The 14,469-nt window shown below is 64.9% G+C and carries 14 protein-coding genes and 1 tRNA gene; 9 read left to right on the top strand and 6 right to left on the bottom strand.

Annotated elements, in window-relative coordinates:
• Positions 1 to 33: 33 nt before the first annotated feature.
• On the top strand, positions 34 to 1,173 hold the full coding sequence (locus C4S70_RS07395; protein ID WP_104007479.1) for an alkane 1-monooxygenase: 1,140 nt from the start codon (positions 34 to 36) through the stop codon (positions 1,171 to 1,173).
• Positions 1,174 to 1,275: 102 nt separating this feature from the next.
• On the opposite strand, the gene C4S70_RS07390 is transcribed toward C4S70_RS07395, so the two are convergent.
• From C4S70_RS07390 to C4S70_RS07375, 4 genes are all read right to left on the bottom strand, one after another.
• On the bottom strand, positions 1,276 to 2,661 hold the full coding sequence (locus C4S70_RS07390; protein ID WP_104007478.1) for an adenylate/guanylate cyclase domain-containing protein: 1,386 nt from the start codon (positions 2,659 to 2,661) through the stop codon (positions 1,276 to 1,278).
• 191 nt (positions 2,662 to 2,852) lie between these two features.
• Positions 2,853 to 3,956, bottom strand: coding sequence for a site-specific DNA-methyltransferase (locus C4S70_RS07385; RefSeq protein WP_104007477.1), 1,104 nt, complete (start codon positions 3,954 to 3,956; stop codon positions 2,853 to 2,855).
• Between the two features lie 93 nt (positions 3,957 to 4,049).
• Positions 4,050 to 4,682, bottom strand: a complete 633-nt coding sequence (locus C4S70_RS07380) for a ribonuclease HII (RefSeq protein WP_104007476.1) — start codon at positions 4,680 to 4,682, stop codon at positions 4,050 to 4,052.
• A 116-nt stretch (positions 4,683 to 4,798) separates the two neighbouring features.
• Positions 4,799 to 5,266, bottom strand: coding sequence for a hypothetical protein (locus tag C4S70_RS07375; RefSeq protein WP_104007475.1), 468 nt, complete (start codon positions 5,264 to 5,266; stop codon positions 4,799 to 4,801).
• Positions 5,267 to 5,437: 171 nt separating this feature from the next.
• Between C4S70_RS07375 and C4S70_RS07370 the strand changes: the two genes are divergently transcribed.
• Positions 5,438 to 5,728 carry a hypothetical protein gene (locus tag C4S70_RS07370; protein WP_104007474.1) on the top strand — a complete coding sequence of 97 codons (291 nt, stop codon included), beginning with the start codon at positions 5,438 to 5,440 and terminating at the stop codon, positions 5,726 to 5,728.
• Positions 5,700 to 6,401, top strand: a complete 702-nt coding sequence (locus C4S70_RS07365; protein ID WP_104007473.1) for a winged helix-turn-helix domain-containing protein — start codon at positions 5,700 to 5,702, stop codon at positions 6,399 to 6,401. The genes C4S70_RS07370 and C4S70_RS07365 overlap by 29 nt, the downstream gene beginning before the upstream one ends.
• A gap of 3 nt (positions 6,402 to 6,404) precedes the next feature.
• On the opposite strand, the gene C4S70_RS07360 is transcribed toward C4S70_RS07365, so the two are convergent.
• Entirely contained in the window at positions 6,405 to 6,695 is a 291-nt protein-coding gene (locus C4S70_RS07360) for a hypothetical protein (RefSeq protein ID WP_235003754.1), read from the bottom strand.
• 147 nt (positions 6,696 to 6,842) lie between these two features.
• Here C4S70_RS07360 and C4S70_RS07355 point away from each other — a divergent pair, with 147 nt between their 5' ends.
• The 5 genes from C4S70_RS07355 to C4S70_RS07335 all read left to right on the top strand — a co-directional run bounded on the left by C4S70_RS07355 (position 6,843) and on the right by C4S70_RS07335 (position 12,568).
• Positions 6,843 to 8,411: a DUF427 domain-containing protein gene (locus C4S70_RS07355; protein ID WP_104007471.1), complete on the top strand. Its 1,569-nt coding sequence runs from the start codon at positions 6,843 to 6,845 to the stop codon at positions 8,409 to 8,411.
• Between the two features lie 106 nt (positions 8,412 to 8,517).
• Positions 8,518 to 9,216, top strand: coding sequence for a fumarylacetoacetate hydrolase family protein (locus C4S70_RS07350; RefSeq protein ID WP_104007687.1), 699 nt, complete (start codon positions 8,518 to 8,520; stop codon positions 9,214 to 9,216).
• Positions 9,217 to 9,371: 155 nt separating this feature from the next.
• Entirely contained in the window at positions 9,372 to 10,418 is a 1,047-nt protein-coding gene (locus C4S70_RS07345) for a TRAP transporter substrate-binding protein (RefSeq protein ID WP_104007470.1), read from the top strand.
• A gap of 75 nt (positions 10,419 to 10,493) precedes the next feature.
• Positions 10,494 to 11,075: a TRAP transporter small permease gene (locus C4S70_RS07340; protein WP_104007469.1), complete on the top strand. Its 582-nt coding sequence runs from the start codon at positions 10,494 to 10,496 to the stop codon at positions 11,073 to 11,075.
• Entirely contained in the window at positions 11,075 to 12,568 is a 1,494-nt protein-coding gene (locus C4S70_RS07335) for a TRAP transporter large permease (RefSeq protein ID WP_104007686.1), read from the top strand. Before C4S70_RS07340 ends, C4S70_RS07335 begins: the two co-directional genes overlap by 1 nt.
• 180 nt (positions 12,569 to 12,748) lie before the next feature.
• Here the strand turns inward: C4S70_RS07335 and C4S70_RS07330 are convergent, their stop codons facing one another.
• The gene (locus C4S70_RS07330) at positions 12,749 to 13,774 is read right to left on the bottom strand and encodes a LacI family DNA-binding transcriptional regulator (protein WP_104007468.1); all 1,026 of its coding nucleotides are present in this window, start codon (positions 13,772 to 13,774) and stop codon (positions 12,749 to 12,751) included.
• A 110-nt stretch (positions 13,775 to 13,884) separates the two neighbouring features.
• Here C4S70_RS07330 and C4S70_RS07325 point away from each other — a divergent pair.
• Positions 13,885 to 13,961 (top strand) — tRNA-Arg (locus C4S70_RS07325).
• Positions 13,962 to 14,469 lie beyond the last annotated feature (508 nt).

Raw genomic sequence — 14,469 nt, 5'->3', positions numbered from 1 at the left:
GCCGGCCAGGGAATTGCATCGAGGACCACCGGAATGATCCGCGCCGAACAGCTCTCGGACTGGAAGATCGCCTTGCCCTACTGGATGTCCTTCCTTCTGGTGCCAATCATCTGGTTTTCTGCCACAAAGGGCGGCTGGTGGGTGCTTCTGACACCGGTCGTGACCTGGTATCTCTTCGCCGCGCTTGATGCGGTTGCGGGGCTGAACACCGAGAACGCCGACCCCGACGCGCCGGAAGAGGCGCTTTTCTGGTATCGCCTGCTGCCGATGCTGTGGGTTCCGGTGCAGTTCGTCACGCTTTTCGGGCTGATCTGGTATGCAACCCGCGCCGGCCACCTTTCGGCACTGGAAAACATCGGGCTGTTCTTCGGCGTCGGCGTCCTCACCGGGACCGTGGGCATCAACTACAGCCACGAACTCATGCACCAGAAAAGCCGCGAAGAGCGCTGGCTGGCCGACATCCTGCTGGCGATGGTGCTCTATTCGCATTTCCGATCCGAACACCTTCTGGTCCACCACCCCCATGTCGGCACCCCGCGCGACCCGGTCACCGCGCGCTACAATGAAGGCTTCCACCGCTTCTACCCGCGCGTACTGCGGCAATGCCTGGCCTCGGCCTTCCGGGCGGAGAAGGAACGGCTCGCCCGCAAGGGGCTGCCGTGGACGCACCCGTCCAACCCGTTCTTCCGCTATTGGGCGCTGCAGGGCGCGATGCTGTTGCTGGCGCTGGCGCTCGGCGGCTGGGCCGGGCTGGGGCTGTTCCTGCTGCAGGCGGGGGTGGCGGTCTGGCAACTGGAGCTGGTGAACTATGTCGAACATTACGGCCTGACCCGGAAACACCTGGGCGAAGGCCGATACGAACCCGTCCGGCCGCATCATTCCTGGAACGCCGCGCACCGGACCTCGAACTGGCTGCTCATCAACCTGCAGCGCCATTCCGACCACCACTACAAGCCCGACCGGCGCTTTCCCCTGCTGCAGAACTACACCGAGGCGCAGGCGCCGCAGCTGCCCTATGGCTACCCGGTCATGACCATCGCCGCGATGATCCCCTCGCTCTGGCGCAAGGTGATGAACCCGCGCGTGCGCAAGTGGCGCGAGATGTATTACCCCGAGATCACCGACTGGCGGCCCTACAACAAGATGCAAACGCCGATGCCGGGCCGCGGCTGAGACGCGAACCTCCCGCTTCTTCATCTTGCCCAAAATACTCCGGGGGAGGCGCCCGCAGGGCGACGGGGGCAGAGCCCCCATGCACCGCCGGATCCCAGGCTGTCAGGCGTGGGTCCAGATCGTGATCCGCTTTTCGATGCCGCGAATCTGCTGATCGGGCAGGCGCACAAGGCCCTCGAGGATATCCAGCCTGTCCCCGGATTCCCGAATCACCTGCGCGCGCAGATCGTCGCTGATGACCAGTCGCACCTTGTAGTTCCGCGTCAGCGCCTCCAGCCGGCTGGCAATATTGACCGTGCTGCCGATCACCGCGAATTCCAGCCGATTGCCGCCGATGTCTCCCAGAACGGCCGGTCCATAGTGAACCCCGATCCCGGCAAGGATCTCCTCTTCGCCCCGCCGGCGGCGTTCGCGGTTCCAGTGGTCCATCGCCCGCACCATCGCCCGCGCGCAGGCCAGCGCATTGGTGGCATCGTGGTCCCCCGCAACCGGCGTGCCAAAGGTCGCCATCAGCCCGTCGCCCAGATACTTGTCCAGGGTGCCGCCGTGGCGGAACACCTCGGCCTCCATCCGGGCGTGGAAACCGCGCAGGGTCTGGATCACCTCCTGCGGGTCGCGGCCCGAGGCAAAGCGCGTGAAATCGACGATATCCGCGAACAGCACCGCGACGTCCTGTCGCCGCACCTGCTTCAGCGGCTCGTCATTGTTCGACAGCTCCTCCACCACGTTGGGCGAAAAATAGCGCGACAGGTTCGCCCGCTCCCGTTCCAGCGCCGCGTTGGTCATCAGCAGCGTGTTGAACCGGCGCACCGACACGCCCAGCGTCACCGCCACCAGTATGAAGACCAGCATCTCCTGAATGCGCAACTCGATCCAAAAACTGTTGGGGTCGAGCATCTCGGCCATGAAGGGATAGTCGGCCAGCGCCCATGCCACCGCCTCGCTGAGACCGGGAAACGGTGTCGAAAACCACCAGGCGGCCAGCAGGCCCAGCGCCCAGATTGCCGCCGTCAGGTTGCCCATCATGATCACCGTCCGCCAGGAATAGGCCAGCGTCGCCCCCGACAGCAGCACGAAGAAATAGATGAAGTTTTCGAACCGGTATTGCATCGCAACCGGCATGTCGGCGGTGCTGAAAGGGTTGGGCGCGACCATGCCCACGGTCATGATTACCAGGTCCAGCAGGATCAGCGCCAGTTCCAGCCGCGACCGGCCGACACGGGCGACACGCAGCATGAACCAGCCGTTCAGCGCAACAAGCGCAAGAATGAAATGATAGTAGAGAACGCTCCACTCCGGATAGGCCACGACCAGAAACACCGCGATCAGCGCCATCGCGATCCAGCGCGCCCGCACCGCCAGAACCATTCCTTCGCGCTTGTGCCGTTCAAGCGCGGCTTCGGTATACTTGTTCTGAACGGTTGCTTTCGTTTCGAACCGGTCGGCAAGCCGGAATCCGCTGCGCGGCGTGATCGGGGTATCCGTCATATTCCAATATCCTTATATGACTGAAAGGCAGATATACCGCTCCGGCGCGGAATGCACCCCCTGACGGTCAGAAAATAGGATTTGCGCGAAAAGGAAAAAGGCCCCGCCGGACATGGCGGGGCAGGTGTGGTGCCCGGCGGCTGGCCTTGGGCACCGGCGGTATTTCGTCGGAAAATGCGATGGAGCGCGCGTCAGTTGCGCATCTCGGCGCGGATCTGCTGGCGCAGCACGTCGATCGGCACGAACTTGCCGTCGCGGTTGAAGCACCAGTAGGTCCAGCCGTTGCAGCTGGGCGCGCCTTCCAGATGTGCGCCGACCTGATGGATCGAGCCCTTGATGTCGTCACCCACCAGCGTGCCGTCGGCGCGGACCTTGGCCTTGTGCCGGCCGTTCATGCTCAGCAGCTCTTCGCCGGGGCGCAGCATCCCGCGTTCCACCAGCTGGCCGAAGGGCACGCGCGGCTCGGCGCGCTTGGACTGGCTGACCTGCAGCGCCTCGCGGTCGAACTTGCGGATCCTGGCGATGCGTTTCTCGGCGACCTTGCGATAGGCTTCCTCGCGCTCGATCCCGATCCATTCGCGGCCCAGCATCTTGGCCACGGCGCCGGTGGTGCCGGTGCCGAAGAACGGATCCAGCACCACGTCGCCGGGATTGGTGGACCCCACCAGGATGCGATGCAGCAGCGCCTCGGGCTTTTGCGTCGGGTGCGCCTTGTCGCCGTTTTCGTCCTTGAGCCGTTCATGCCCGGTGCAGATCGGCAGCACCCAGTCGCTGCGCATCTGGACACCTTCGTTGAGCGCCTTCAGCGCCTCGTAGTTGAAGGTATATTTCGCGCCCTCTTCCTTGCTGGCCCAGATCATCGTCTCATGCGCGTTGGTGAACCGCTTGCCGCGGAAATTCGGCATCGGGTTCGACTTTCGCCAGATCACGTCGTTGAGGATCCAGAACCCCGCATCCTGAAGCGCCGCGCCGACACGGAAGATGTTGTGATAGCTGCCGATCACCCAGATCGCCCCGTTCGGCTTCAGCAGACGTCGCGCCGCACGCAGCCATTCGCGGGTGAACTTGTCATAGGCGGCAAAGGACGAAAACTGGTCCCATTCGTCATCCACTGCATCCACCCTGGAATTGTCGGGGCGGTGCAGCTGACCCTTGAGCTGCAGGTTGTAGGGCGGATCGGCGAAGATGAGATCGACGGACGCCTCGGGCAGACTGTTCATCACCTCGATGCAGTCACCCGCAAGAATAGTGTTCAGGGGGAGCGCAGCCGGCCCCCGTGTAACGGTCTTGGTCATTTCTCTGCCTCTTCGTCCCGGCGCGTTTTCGCGCTCGTGTCATTGAGGACAAAAATGATTCAAAGCCGAATCGTCGTCAATTTCTTTTTTGAATCAGTCACTTACTGTTTTTTCTTGATACAAGATATTGTGGACCGGTTTGAAAGAACGCCTATGATGTGGGGTGACCCCAAGATTTTGAAGCGCCGCGCGATGGGCCTTGGACGGGTATCCGGCGTTGGTTTCCCAGCCATAGCCCGGGAACTGTTGCGCCAAGTCCACCATGATCCGGTCACGCCATACTTTCGCCACGATTGACGCCGCCGCGATCGACAGCGACCGGGCGTCGCCCTTGACCACGGCGCGGGCGGGCAGCGTCAGGCCGCGCGGGATCATGTTGCCGTCGATCAGCAGGAAATCGGGCTGCGGCGACAGTGCCGCGACGGCGCGTTCCATCGCCAGATGGCTGGCGCGCAGGATGTTGAGCGTGTCGATCTCCTCGACGCTGGCATGGGCGACGGCGACGGTGGCGCGCGCCTCGATTTCGGCGGCCAGCGCCGCGCGCGCCCGAGCCGTGAGTTTCTTGGAATCGTTCAGCCCGGCGGGGATGTCGTCGGGGTTCAGGATCACGGCGGCGGCGCTCACCGGACCGGCAAGCGGACCGCGCCCCACCTCGTCCACGCCGGCGATGCGCAGATACCCCTGGGCGCGGGCCTCTTGTTCCAGGTTGTAATCGGGGGTGTTCATGGGGTCTTGCTGCCCGATGCATCCCGACCGTGCAAGCACAAACCCGCCAGCGCAAAACGGGGGCCGCGCGGACCCCCGTCTGGCCGGATCGCTCCGGCCGGCCTTTTGCCGACTGCTCAGTTGCGGCTCAGCCTGTAGCCTTCGTTCAGCAGGCAGTTGACGCCATAGCCCTGACGCAACCCGCGCCGGGTCCAGTCCTGCCGGTAGCATTTGGACGGCAGCGAGCGGGTGTGGTCATAGTTGCGCTCCAGACAGCGCCGACCCAGCCGCAGCCGGGTATCGCCGCGCGGACCGACCTGGCGCAGGCACTGGCGCGGCAAAGTATAGCGATGAAACCGGGGCGGCAGCGGGCGCGGCTTCCAGCGCGGCTGAACCGTGGCGCGCGGCGGGGCGTTGCGCGACACCGCGATCCGGACGCGTTTGCGCTTGTTGTGATCGTTGATGGCAAGGCCGATGATGGCCAGCGCGGTCAGCCCGGCAAACAGCCTGGCCGTATCGGAATCCGCGCGGGCCGGCGTCCCCGCCGAAATTCCGGTCACGGCGATGGCGGCCGAAACGATGAAGGCAATGAACTTGCGGTGCATGGGGGGACTCCTTTTCCCGGTGTTTCGGTTCGGACGGCTGCGTCCGATGACGGGTTCAGCCTCGCCCCCCTGCCGGAAGACAGGCAATAACGGCCCCCTGTTATCCGATATCAGGCCGCCCAAACCCCTGCGGTTATTGAATAACGCCCCCGCAAGGCGCAGGATGACGGCATGAGACAGATCATCCGCACCCTTGCCGCCGCCGCCCTGATCGCGGCCGCGGGCCAAGCCCCCGCCGCCGGCTGCTATGCCGACTACAAGGCCAAGCGCGACAACCCGCTGCGCCTGCATTACGGCGTGATCGAGCTGCACGGCGAATGCACGCCCGCCAACGCCCGGGCCGAAGCCGCCGCCCGGTTGAGGGCGCAGGGCTGGACGCTGCTGAGCATCATTTCGGTCTTTGGCCCCGAGGGGCTTGAGGAAAGGAAGGCTAATGCCGGACCCTACTATCTCCGTTACTGAGGCGCGGCAGTCGGGCAGCCGCATCGTCGCCTTCGGCATCGCCGCCATCGTGGCGATCCTTGGCGCGGCGGGGGCGCTTCTGCTGCTGACCCTGCCGGACGCCAACGCCTTCAACGCGCGGGTAGAGCGGCTCTTCGTGGAAAACGACCTCACCACGCAGGCCGAGATCAAGCTCCTGGAGATCCTCGCCCAGTCCGGCACCGCCTTTGCCGACACGCTGGCGAGCTACCGGATGGTGATCTTCGTGCTGCTGGTCTTTGCCGCCGCCATGATGATCGCGGCGCTGGTGTTTCTGGTGATGCTGGTGACGCTCAACCGCCGCATGGGCGAAATCGAACGGTCGGGCATTCAGGTGACGTCGCTGCTCATCAGTCGCGAGGAAAACACGGTCTATCTCAACAACCTCGAATTCAAGCTGACGGCGGCGGCGATGGAGACGCTGTCCGTGCTGGCCGAGGCGCGGATGGACGACGACGTGCTTTCGGGCGCCGAGATCGAGGCGATGGTGTCGGGCCGCGACCCGGCCGACTGCGACGAGGCAGCCGGCGCCACCCGGATCAAGCGGCTGAGGGATACGCTGGGCAACCAGATGGTCAGCGCGCTGCTGGTCAAGAACATCGCCAGGCGCGGCTACATGCTGGCGATCGAAAAGGATGTCATCCGCATGGTCTGACCGTCAGTAATTCGGCGCCGATTGCGGCAGCGTTCCCAATCCCGGCACCGGCTGCGCGCATTGGCACCGGGCGCGGTTTTCATACAGGATCTCGTCATGCAGCGGCGGGCAGTAGCCCAGCGCGACCGCCTGTCCCTGCGCGTTCACCCAGTGACTGTTGGACACGACCGGAATCCCGCAGGCGCGGGCGCAGATGCAGTCCTGGCTGGGCGGCGGGACGGACGTCTCCTCTTCCTGGCAGGCAGAGATCAGGGCGGTGACGGCAAAAAGGGCGATCAGGCGAAGGAACGGCATGGCGGCAGTCTGGCCCGTGCCAGATGGGTTTTCCACGAAAATCGTCACCGTCCGTAACATTCGGGTCAACAATCCGCAGCCCCGGTTGGAAATCTCGTGCCGCCACCCCAGTTTGCGGTGCAGATACCGAAACGCGGATTGGACCCGATGAACCTTCACGCCCCGACCGACGCCTATTCCATCGACATCCAGCCCCTGCCCGGACAGGTGGTCGCCCGGCGCGGCGACATCGTGCTGGCCGCGTCCACGCGGGCCAGGGTGATGTATGAAACCCGTCTCCCGCCGACCGTCTATTTCCCGCCCGAGGACGTGCGGGTCGAACTGAGCGAGCCGACCGAATTGCAGACCTTCTGCCCGTTCAAGGGCACGGCCAGCTATCGCGACGTGATCCTGCCCGATGGCGCGCGGCTGAAGAACGCGGTCTGGAGCTATGAGGACGCCCTGCCAGAGGCGGCCGGGATCCGGGGTCATTTGGGCTTCATGCCCGGCGTCTGCACCAACATCGACACCGGGGATGCGACGATTGGGGGGACCACGACCGGCAACATCTCCGGGCCATTGGCGGACTGGCTTCTGGCCGACGCGGCGCGGATCGGGACGCCCGAGGATTTTACCCGCACCTTCGCCCACAAGCTGCGCGAACAGGGCGTGCCGGTGACGCGGCTGGGGGTGATGATCTGGTCGCTGCATCCCCAGATCATCGGCAAGAACTTCGTCTGGACCGCCGAGGATGACGAGGTATCCACCTTTGCCCCCACCTACGAGATGCACGACAACCCGGCCTTTCTGAAAAGCCCGCTGCGCTATGTCTCCGAGGGCCTTGGTGGTGTTCGGCAGAAGATCGACGCCGATTACCGGCACAACAGCTTTCCCATCATCGAAGATCTGCGCAAGAAGGGCGCAACCGACTATGTCGCCATGCCGCTGACCTTTTCCGACGGCCAGCGCAACGTGCTGACGCTCAGCACCGACGCGCCGGGCGGGTTCACCACCGCCGATCTCGGGCTGGTGTTCGAATGCGCCCCGGCGGTCAGCCGGTTCTACGAAGTCTTCACCCTGCGCGAAAACGCCCGCACCCTGCTGGAGACCTATGTGGGCAAGCGCACGGGCGAAAGGGTGCTCGAGGGCCGCATCCGCCGCGGCGAGGGCGACGAGATCGACGCCGCGATCATGTTCTGCGACCTGCGCAGTTCCACCGCGCTGCAAGAGCAGCTGGGGCGGGATGCCTATATCAACCACCTCAACGAGTTCTTCGAAGTCACCTCGGACATCGTGCGCGACAATGACGGCGAGGTGCTCAAGTTCATCGGTGACGCGGTTCTGGCCGTGTTTCCCGCCGACCATGACGCCGACGGCGCGCGGGCGCGGGCGCTGCAATCGGCCGAGGCCATCGCCGAACGGTTGGCCGGCGCGGGGGCGGACCCCTGCACCCATCCCTGCGACTGCGCCATCGGTCTGGCCTATGGCCGGGTGACCTATGGCAATGTGGGGTCGCGCGACCGGCTGGATTTCACCGTGATCGGACAGGCCGCCAATATCGCGGCCCGGCTTTCTGACCATGCAAAGAAGGCCGGCACCCGGATCGTGGCGACCCGCAACGTCCTGGGCGACAGCCCCGAGGGCCGGCCCCTGGACGATCTGGCGCTGCGCAATGTCTCGCGCAGGGTCGAAGCCTATGCGCTGGGCGCGAACGCCCCCGTAGAGCCCGCAACCTGAGGGAGCTTTTGCGGGCTGCGATCATCCGGCGTTTTCCTCGGCGCGGCCTGGGGGTATGTCGGTTGCGACCGCCGGCATGTCCGGCCAGCACGAGGACCTACGCCCCATGACTACCACCCTGTTCGGCCTGCCCCCCGTCCCCGCCATCCCGGTGGAGGGCGAAACCGCCGCCTACCCGATCGGGCGGATCTTCTGCGTCGGGCGCAACTACGCCGCGCACGCCGCCGAGATGGGCGGCGAGGTGGACCGCGAGGCGCCGTGGTATTTCACCAAGACCCCGGCCAACGCGGTGCTCAGCGGCGCGGTGCTGCCCTATCCGCCGGGCACTTCGAACCATCACCACGAGATGGAACTGGCGCTGGCCATCGGCGCGCCGGTGTTTCGCGCCGGCCGGGAACAGGCGATGGCTGCGATCTACGCCTATGGCTGCGCGCTTGACATGACGCGGCGCGATCTCCAGCAGGTCGCCAAGGACAACCGCCGGCCGTGGTCGCTGGCCAAGGATCTGGAGGGCGGCGCGGTGCTGGCGCCGATGAAACGGGCCGCGGATTTCGGGGCGGTGACGAACCAGCGCATCCATCTTGAGGTGAACGGAGAGACCCGGCAGGACGCGACGCTCGCCGAAATGGTCTGGACCGTGGACGAGATCGTCAGCCACCTGTCGCACTACTACCACCTGCGCCCCGGCGACGTGATCCTGACCGGCACGCCGGCGGGCGTGGGGCCGGTGCGTCCCGGAGACGTGATCACCGGCGGAATCGACGGCCTGGCTCCGGTTCGTCTCAGCCTGACAGATCCCGAGTGAAAAGCGACGCTTTGCGCCCCCAAAGTGCCGTTTGACGGGGTTGCGATCTGCCGCCGTCATAGCCAAAACGAAACGACAAAGCGGCGAAAGTTTTTGCAGCCCAAAGCCGCGCGCGGGCTATGCTCGCCACCAACGGACCAACCGGAGGACCGAACATGACCACTCGCAGAACTCTTCTGGGGATCGCCGGGGCGGCCGCGCTGGCGGCGCTCGCCACGGGGCTGAGCGCGACCTCGGCGCGCGCGCAGGAGGTGACGCTCAAGCTGCACCAGTTCCTGCCGGCGCAGGCCAACGTGCCGAAACTGATCCTCTATCCCTGGGCGGATCGAGTCGAACAGGCGTCCGGCGGGCGCATCAAGATCGAACGCTATCCGTCGATGCAGCTGGGCGGCAAGCCGCCGGAACTGATGGATCAGGCGATCGACGGCGTGGCCGATATCGTCTGGACCGTGGTCGGCTACACGCCCGGCCGCTTCCCCCGGACCGAGGTCTTCGAACTGCCCTTCATGATGACCAACGCCGGCGCGGTCAGCCGCGCCTATTGGGAGATGTTCGAAGAGCACATGAAGGACACCGAGTTCAAGGACGTGCATGTCCTTGGCACCTGGGTGCACGGGCCCGGCATCTTCCACACGGCCGAGCCGGTCGAGACACCCGCCGATCTGCAGGGGATGAAGATCCGCGGCGGGTCGCGGTCGGTGAACGCGCTCTTGACCAAGCTGGGCGCGACCCCTGTCGGCATGCCGGTGCCCGCCGTGCCCGAGGCGCTGTCCAAGGGCGTGATCGACGGCACCACCATACCGTGGGAGGTGACCGGCGCGCTGAAGGTGCCGGAGCTTGTCCAAAACCACACCGAATTCACCGGCAAGGCGCTTTATACGCTGACCTTCGTGTTGGCTATGAACAAGGAAAAATACGAAAGCCTGCCGGATGATCTGAAAAAGGTGATCGACGACAATTCGGGGCTGGAATTCTCGGTTTTCGCCGGCACCACGCAGCAGGCGGCCGATGCCCCGGCGCGCGAGGCGGCGCTGGATCTGGGCAACACCATCATCACCATCGACGAGGCCGGCACCGAGGAATGGCGCAAGCTGGCCGCGCCGATCTATGACGAATGGGTTGCCGACATGAAGGAACGCGGCATCGACGGGCAGGCGCTGATCAACGAAGCCCGGGCGCTGATCGACAAATATACCGCGTAATGGGCCGAGTGGCCTGACGAGCCGCGGCGGCAAACGCCGCCGCGGCCTTTGCCATCGCGGGGGACGGGCGAGGACATGTATCGTTTCATGATGCGTCTGGCGCGGTTCATGGCGGCGCTGGGTGGCGCGGTTCTGACCTTTCTGATCCTGCTGACCTGCGTCTCGATCGCCGGGCGGCTGCTGAACGGAATCCTGCACAGCGACGCGGTGCAATCGGTCGCGCCCGGTTTCGCCAATTGGGCCATCGGGATTGGCATCGGCCCCGTGAACGGCGACTTCGAACTGGTCGAGGCCGGCGTGGCCTTTGCCATCTTCGCCTTCCTGCCGCTGTGCCAGATCACCGCCGGGCACGCCTCGGTCGATGTTTTTGCCAGCATGTTTCCCAAGGGCGTGAACCGCTTTCTGCGCATGGTGACCGAAATCGTCTTTGCCGCCGTTCTGGTGCTGATCGCGGTGCAGCTGGCGCAGGGAATGCTGGCCAAGATGAAGCACGGCGAAACCTCGTTCCTGCTGCAATTCCCGGTCTGGTGGGCCTATGGCGCCAGCCTGCTTGCGGCAACCGTCGCCGCGCTGGTCGGCCTCTACATGGCCGCGATCCGCACCTATGAATTCTTCACCCGCCGCATCGTCATCTGGGACGGCGTGGAGGCCGAATGATGACCCCCATCGAAATCGGTATCGCTTCGTTTCCTGCCCTTCTGATCCTGATCTTCCTCCGGGTCCCGATCGGCCTTGCGATGTTCGTCGTGGGGCTCACGGGCCTTGTCTGGGTCACCGGTGGCTGGCAGGTGGCGCTGGGCCGGCTCAAGCATGAAACCTATACGACGTTCTCCTCGTATTCCCTGTCCATCGTGCCGATGTTCCTGCTGATGGGACATTTCGCGACGCTGGGCGGCATGTCGAACGCGCTGTTCAAGGCGGCCGAGGGTTTCCTTGGCCACCGTCGGGGCGGGGTGGCGATGGCCGCGATCGGCGCCTGCGCAGGCTTCGGTGCGATCTGCGGGTCGTCGCTCGCCACGGCAGCCACGATGGGCCGCGTCGCCCTGCCCGAGCTCAAGAACTACGGCTATTCCGGCGGCTTTTCCTCGGCCACGCTGGCGGCGGGCGGGACGCTCGGCATCCTGATCCCGCCTTCGGTGGTGCTGGTGATCTACGCCATCCTGACCGAACAGAACATCGCCAAGCTGTTCCTCGCCGCCTTCATCCCCGGCATTCTGGCCGCGGTGGGCTATGTCATCGCGATCTCCGTCTACGTCCGGCTCTACCCCGACGCCGCGGGCACCCGGCCTGCGGTTCCCTTGCGCGACCGCTTTGCCGCTCTGGCGCGGGTGTGGCCGGTGCTTCTGGTCTTCGGCCTCGTCGTCGGCGGCATCTACCTGGGCTGGTTCACCCCCACCGAAGGCGCCGCCGTCGGCGCGCTGGGCACCGGCGTCATCGCCTTCGCCAATGGCGGGCTGAACCGGGAAACCCTGATCGACAGTTTCATGGTGACGGCGCGCTCCACCGCCATGATCTTCTTCATCGTGCTGGGGGCAGGGTTCTACAACGGCTTTCTCGCGCTGACCCAAGTGCCGCAGGAACTGTCGAATTACGTCGTTTCCCAAGGCTTCAGCCCGTGGGTCGTTCTGACCCTGATCCTGGTGTTCTACCTGATCTTCGGCTGCCTGATGGACAGCCTCAGCATGATCCTGCTGACCATTCCGATCTTCTTCCCCGTCATTTCGGCGATGGATTTCGGGCTGGTGTCGCTGCCTGCCATGCAGGCCGAGGCGGCGATGGAGGTGCTGAACAAGGGCATCCCCGAGGGCCTGGGTCAGGACATGCTCGCCTCCATCCAGCAGGCGATCGCGGACGGTGCGGAACTCACCCGCGAACAGATGAAGGAACTGGGCATCCGGGTCACCGAAGGCATGGCGCGCCGGGTCGAGGCCGAGCACCTGGCGATCTGGTTCGGCATCCTCGTGCTGATCGTGGTCGAAGTCGGTCTCATCACGCCGCCTGTCGGCATGAACCTGTTCGTCATCAACGCGATGGACCGCAAGACCAAAATGGTTGAGGTCTACAAGGCAGTGATGTTCTTCGTCGCTTCCGACATCATCCGGGTGGCGATCCTCGTGGCGTTCCCCGCGATCACGCTGTTCCTTCTTTAAACTCGGTCAAGACACGGCACGAAATTGCGCCGCCGGCTCCCGTCCGGAACAACCCGACATCGCGCTTCTTTCTGGTCGCAAATACCCCGGGGGAGTCGCGCGCAGCGCGACGGGGGCAGCGCCCCCGACCCGGTCGGATCGCGCCAGCGATCCGAAACCCAAAGCCTGCGTTCCTTCCGTTCAGCCCCGCTTGAGCGTGTCGCCGAAACTGATCGTCGGCGTCAGGATCACCTGGGTTTCCACCTCGCGCGGCGGTTCCTCCAATCGCGCCGTGATGATCTCCGCCGCCTTGCGCCCGATCTCCAGCCGGCAGGCATCCATGGTCGCCAGCCGTTTCGGCAAACCCTGCAGCAACTCCACCCCGTTGAAGCCCGCCAGCCCGATCTGACCCGGCACGTCAATGCCCTTCTCCAGCAGGTAAAGCAGGCCGCCCGCGCCGATCATGTCGTTGGAGTAATACAGAAAATCCAGCTTCGGCGAGCGCTCGAGAATGGCCCTGGTCATCTCGCGCCCCTTGGCCAGCGCCGATCCGCCCGAATAGAACTCGCGATCCTCGATCTCCACCCCTTCCTTGGCCAACGCCTCGGTAAAGCCCTCGAACCGCTTCCGCGCCCGGTGATCCAGCGGCATCTTGGTACCCAGGAACCCGATCCGCCGATACCCCGCCTTCAGGATCGCTTTCGCCATCTCGCGCCCGGCCCTCCGATGCGAGATCCCCACCATCGCATCGACCGGCGTGCCGTCGGTATCCATGATCTCGACCACCGGAATGCCGGCCGCGTTGAGCATCGCACGCGCGGCATCGGAATGCTCCAGCCCGGCGATAATCACGCCTGACGGCCGCCACGACAGCATTTCATACAGAACCTTCTCTTCCTTCTCGGGCAGATAGTCGGTGACGCCCACGACCGCCTGCAGTTCAGTATCTTCCAGCACCTCGTTGATGCCGGTCAGAACCTCGGGAAACACCATGTTCTTGAGCGACGGAATGATCACCGCCACCAGGTTCACCCGGTTGGACGCAAGCGCGCCGGCGATCTTGTTGGGCACATAACCCAGCTCCTTGGCGGCGGCCAGCACCCGCTCGCGGGTGCGTTCCGACACATCACCACGATTGCGCAGGACACGACTGACGGTCATCTCCGAGACGCCGGAGGCCTCGGACACATCGCGCAGGGTAAGGGGGCGTTTCGGTTGGTCGGTCAAGGCTTTGTCCTGGTTCCGTTCAACGGGATGCTACCGCAATCACACAAGGCGGTTCAACCATGCGCAAAGGCGGTGACAAGCGCGGGGAAGACGGGTAAGAGAGGCGCAACGGCCCCGTGGCTCAACTGGATAGAGCAGCCCCCTCCTAAGGGGCAGGTTGCAGGTTCGAGTCCTGCCGGGGTCGCCAACACCCTCATGACTTTTTCAAAGCAAGCCGGATCTTTCGCTCAAGAACCCAGCTGCGGGCGCAAACAGGTTGGCCCGCCAAGGTAGCGGCGCCGGGACTTCCGCCGGCTGCACGAACGCTTCACGCATTCGGTGCCCCGGCCAATGGCGACAAGGATGTGAAGCGACCTCGACGACAGGCCTCTTGTCCAACACGGTGCAGCCGGCACAGTCTCGGGGCAGGGAACATACCGCCGCGATACCTCCTCCCGGCGGACGCAATTCTCCCAAGAACCGAGCGGTCGCGTGAAACATTGAAAGGGCCTCGCTCCCCGGCACGCGAAAGCGCCACCACGGTCACCGCGCCGCCGATTCCGAAATCAGATCGAAACGCGGCCCTTGTCGCGCGATGATTTGCGCTGCTCCTCCAACCGGCGGACCGCCGGGCCGCGTTCATACCACGGCTTGGTGGCGTTGACGATCTTCACCACGCTCAGCATCACCGGCACCTCGATCAGCACGCCCACAAC

This window comes from Jhaorihella thermophila (genome assembly GCF_900108275.1).
Lineage (GTDB): Bacteria > Pseudomonadota > Alphaproteobacteria > Rhodobacterales > Rhodobacteraceae > Jhaorihella > Jhaorihella thermophila.
This window is presented reverse-complemented; position numbering and strand designations above follow the sequence as displayed.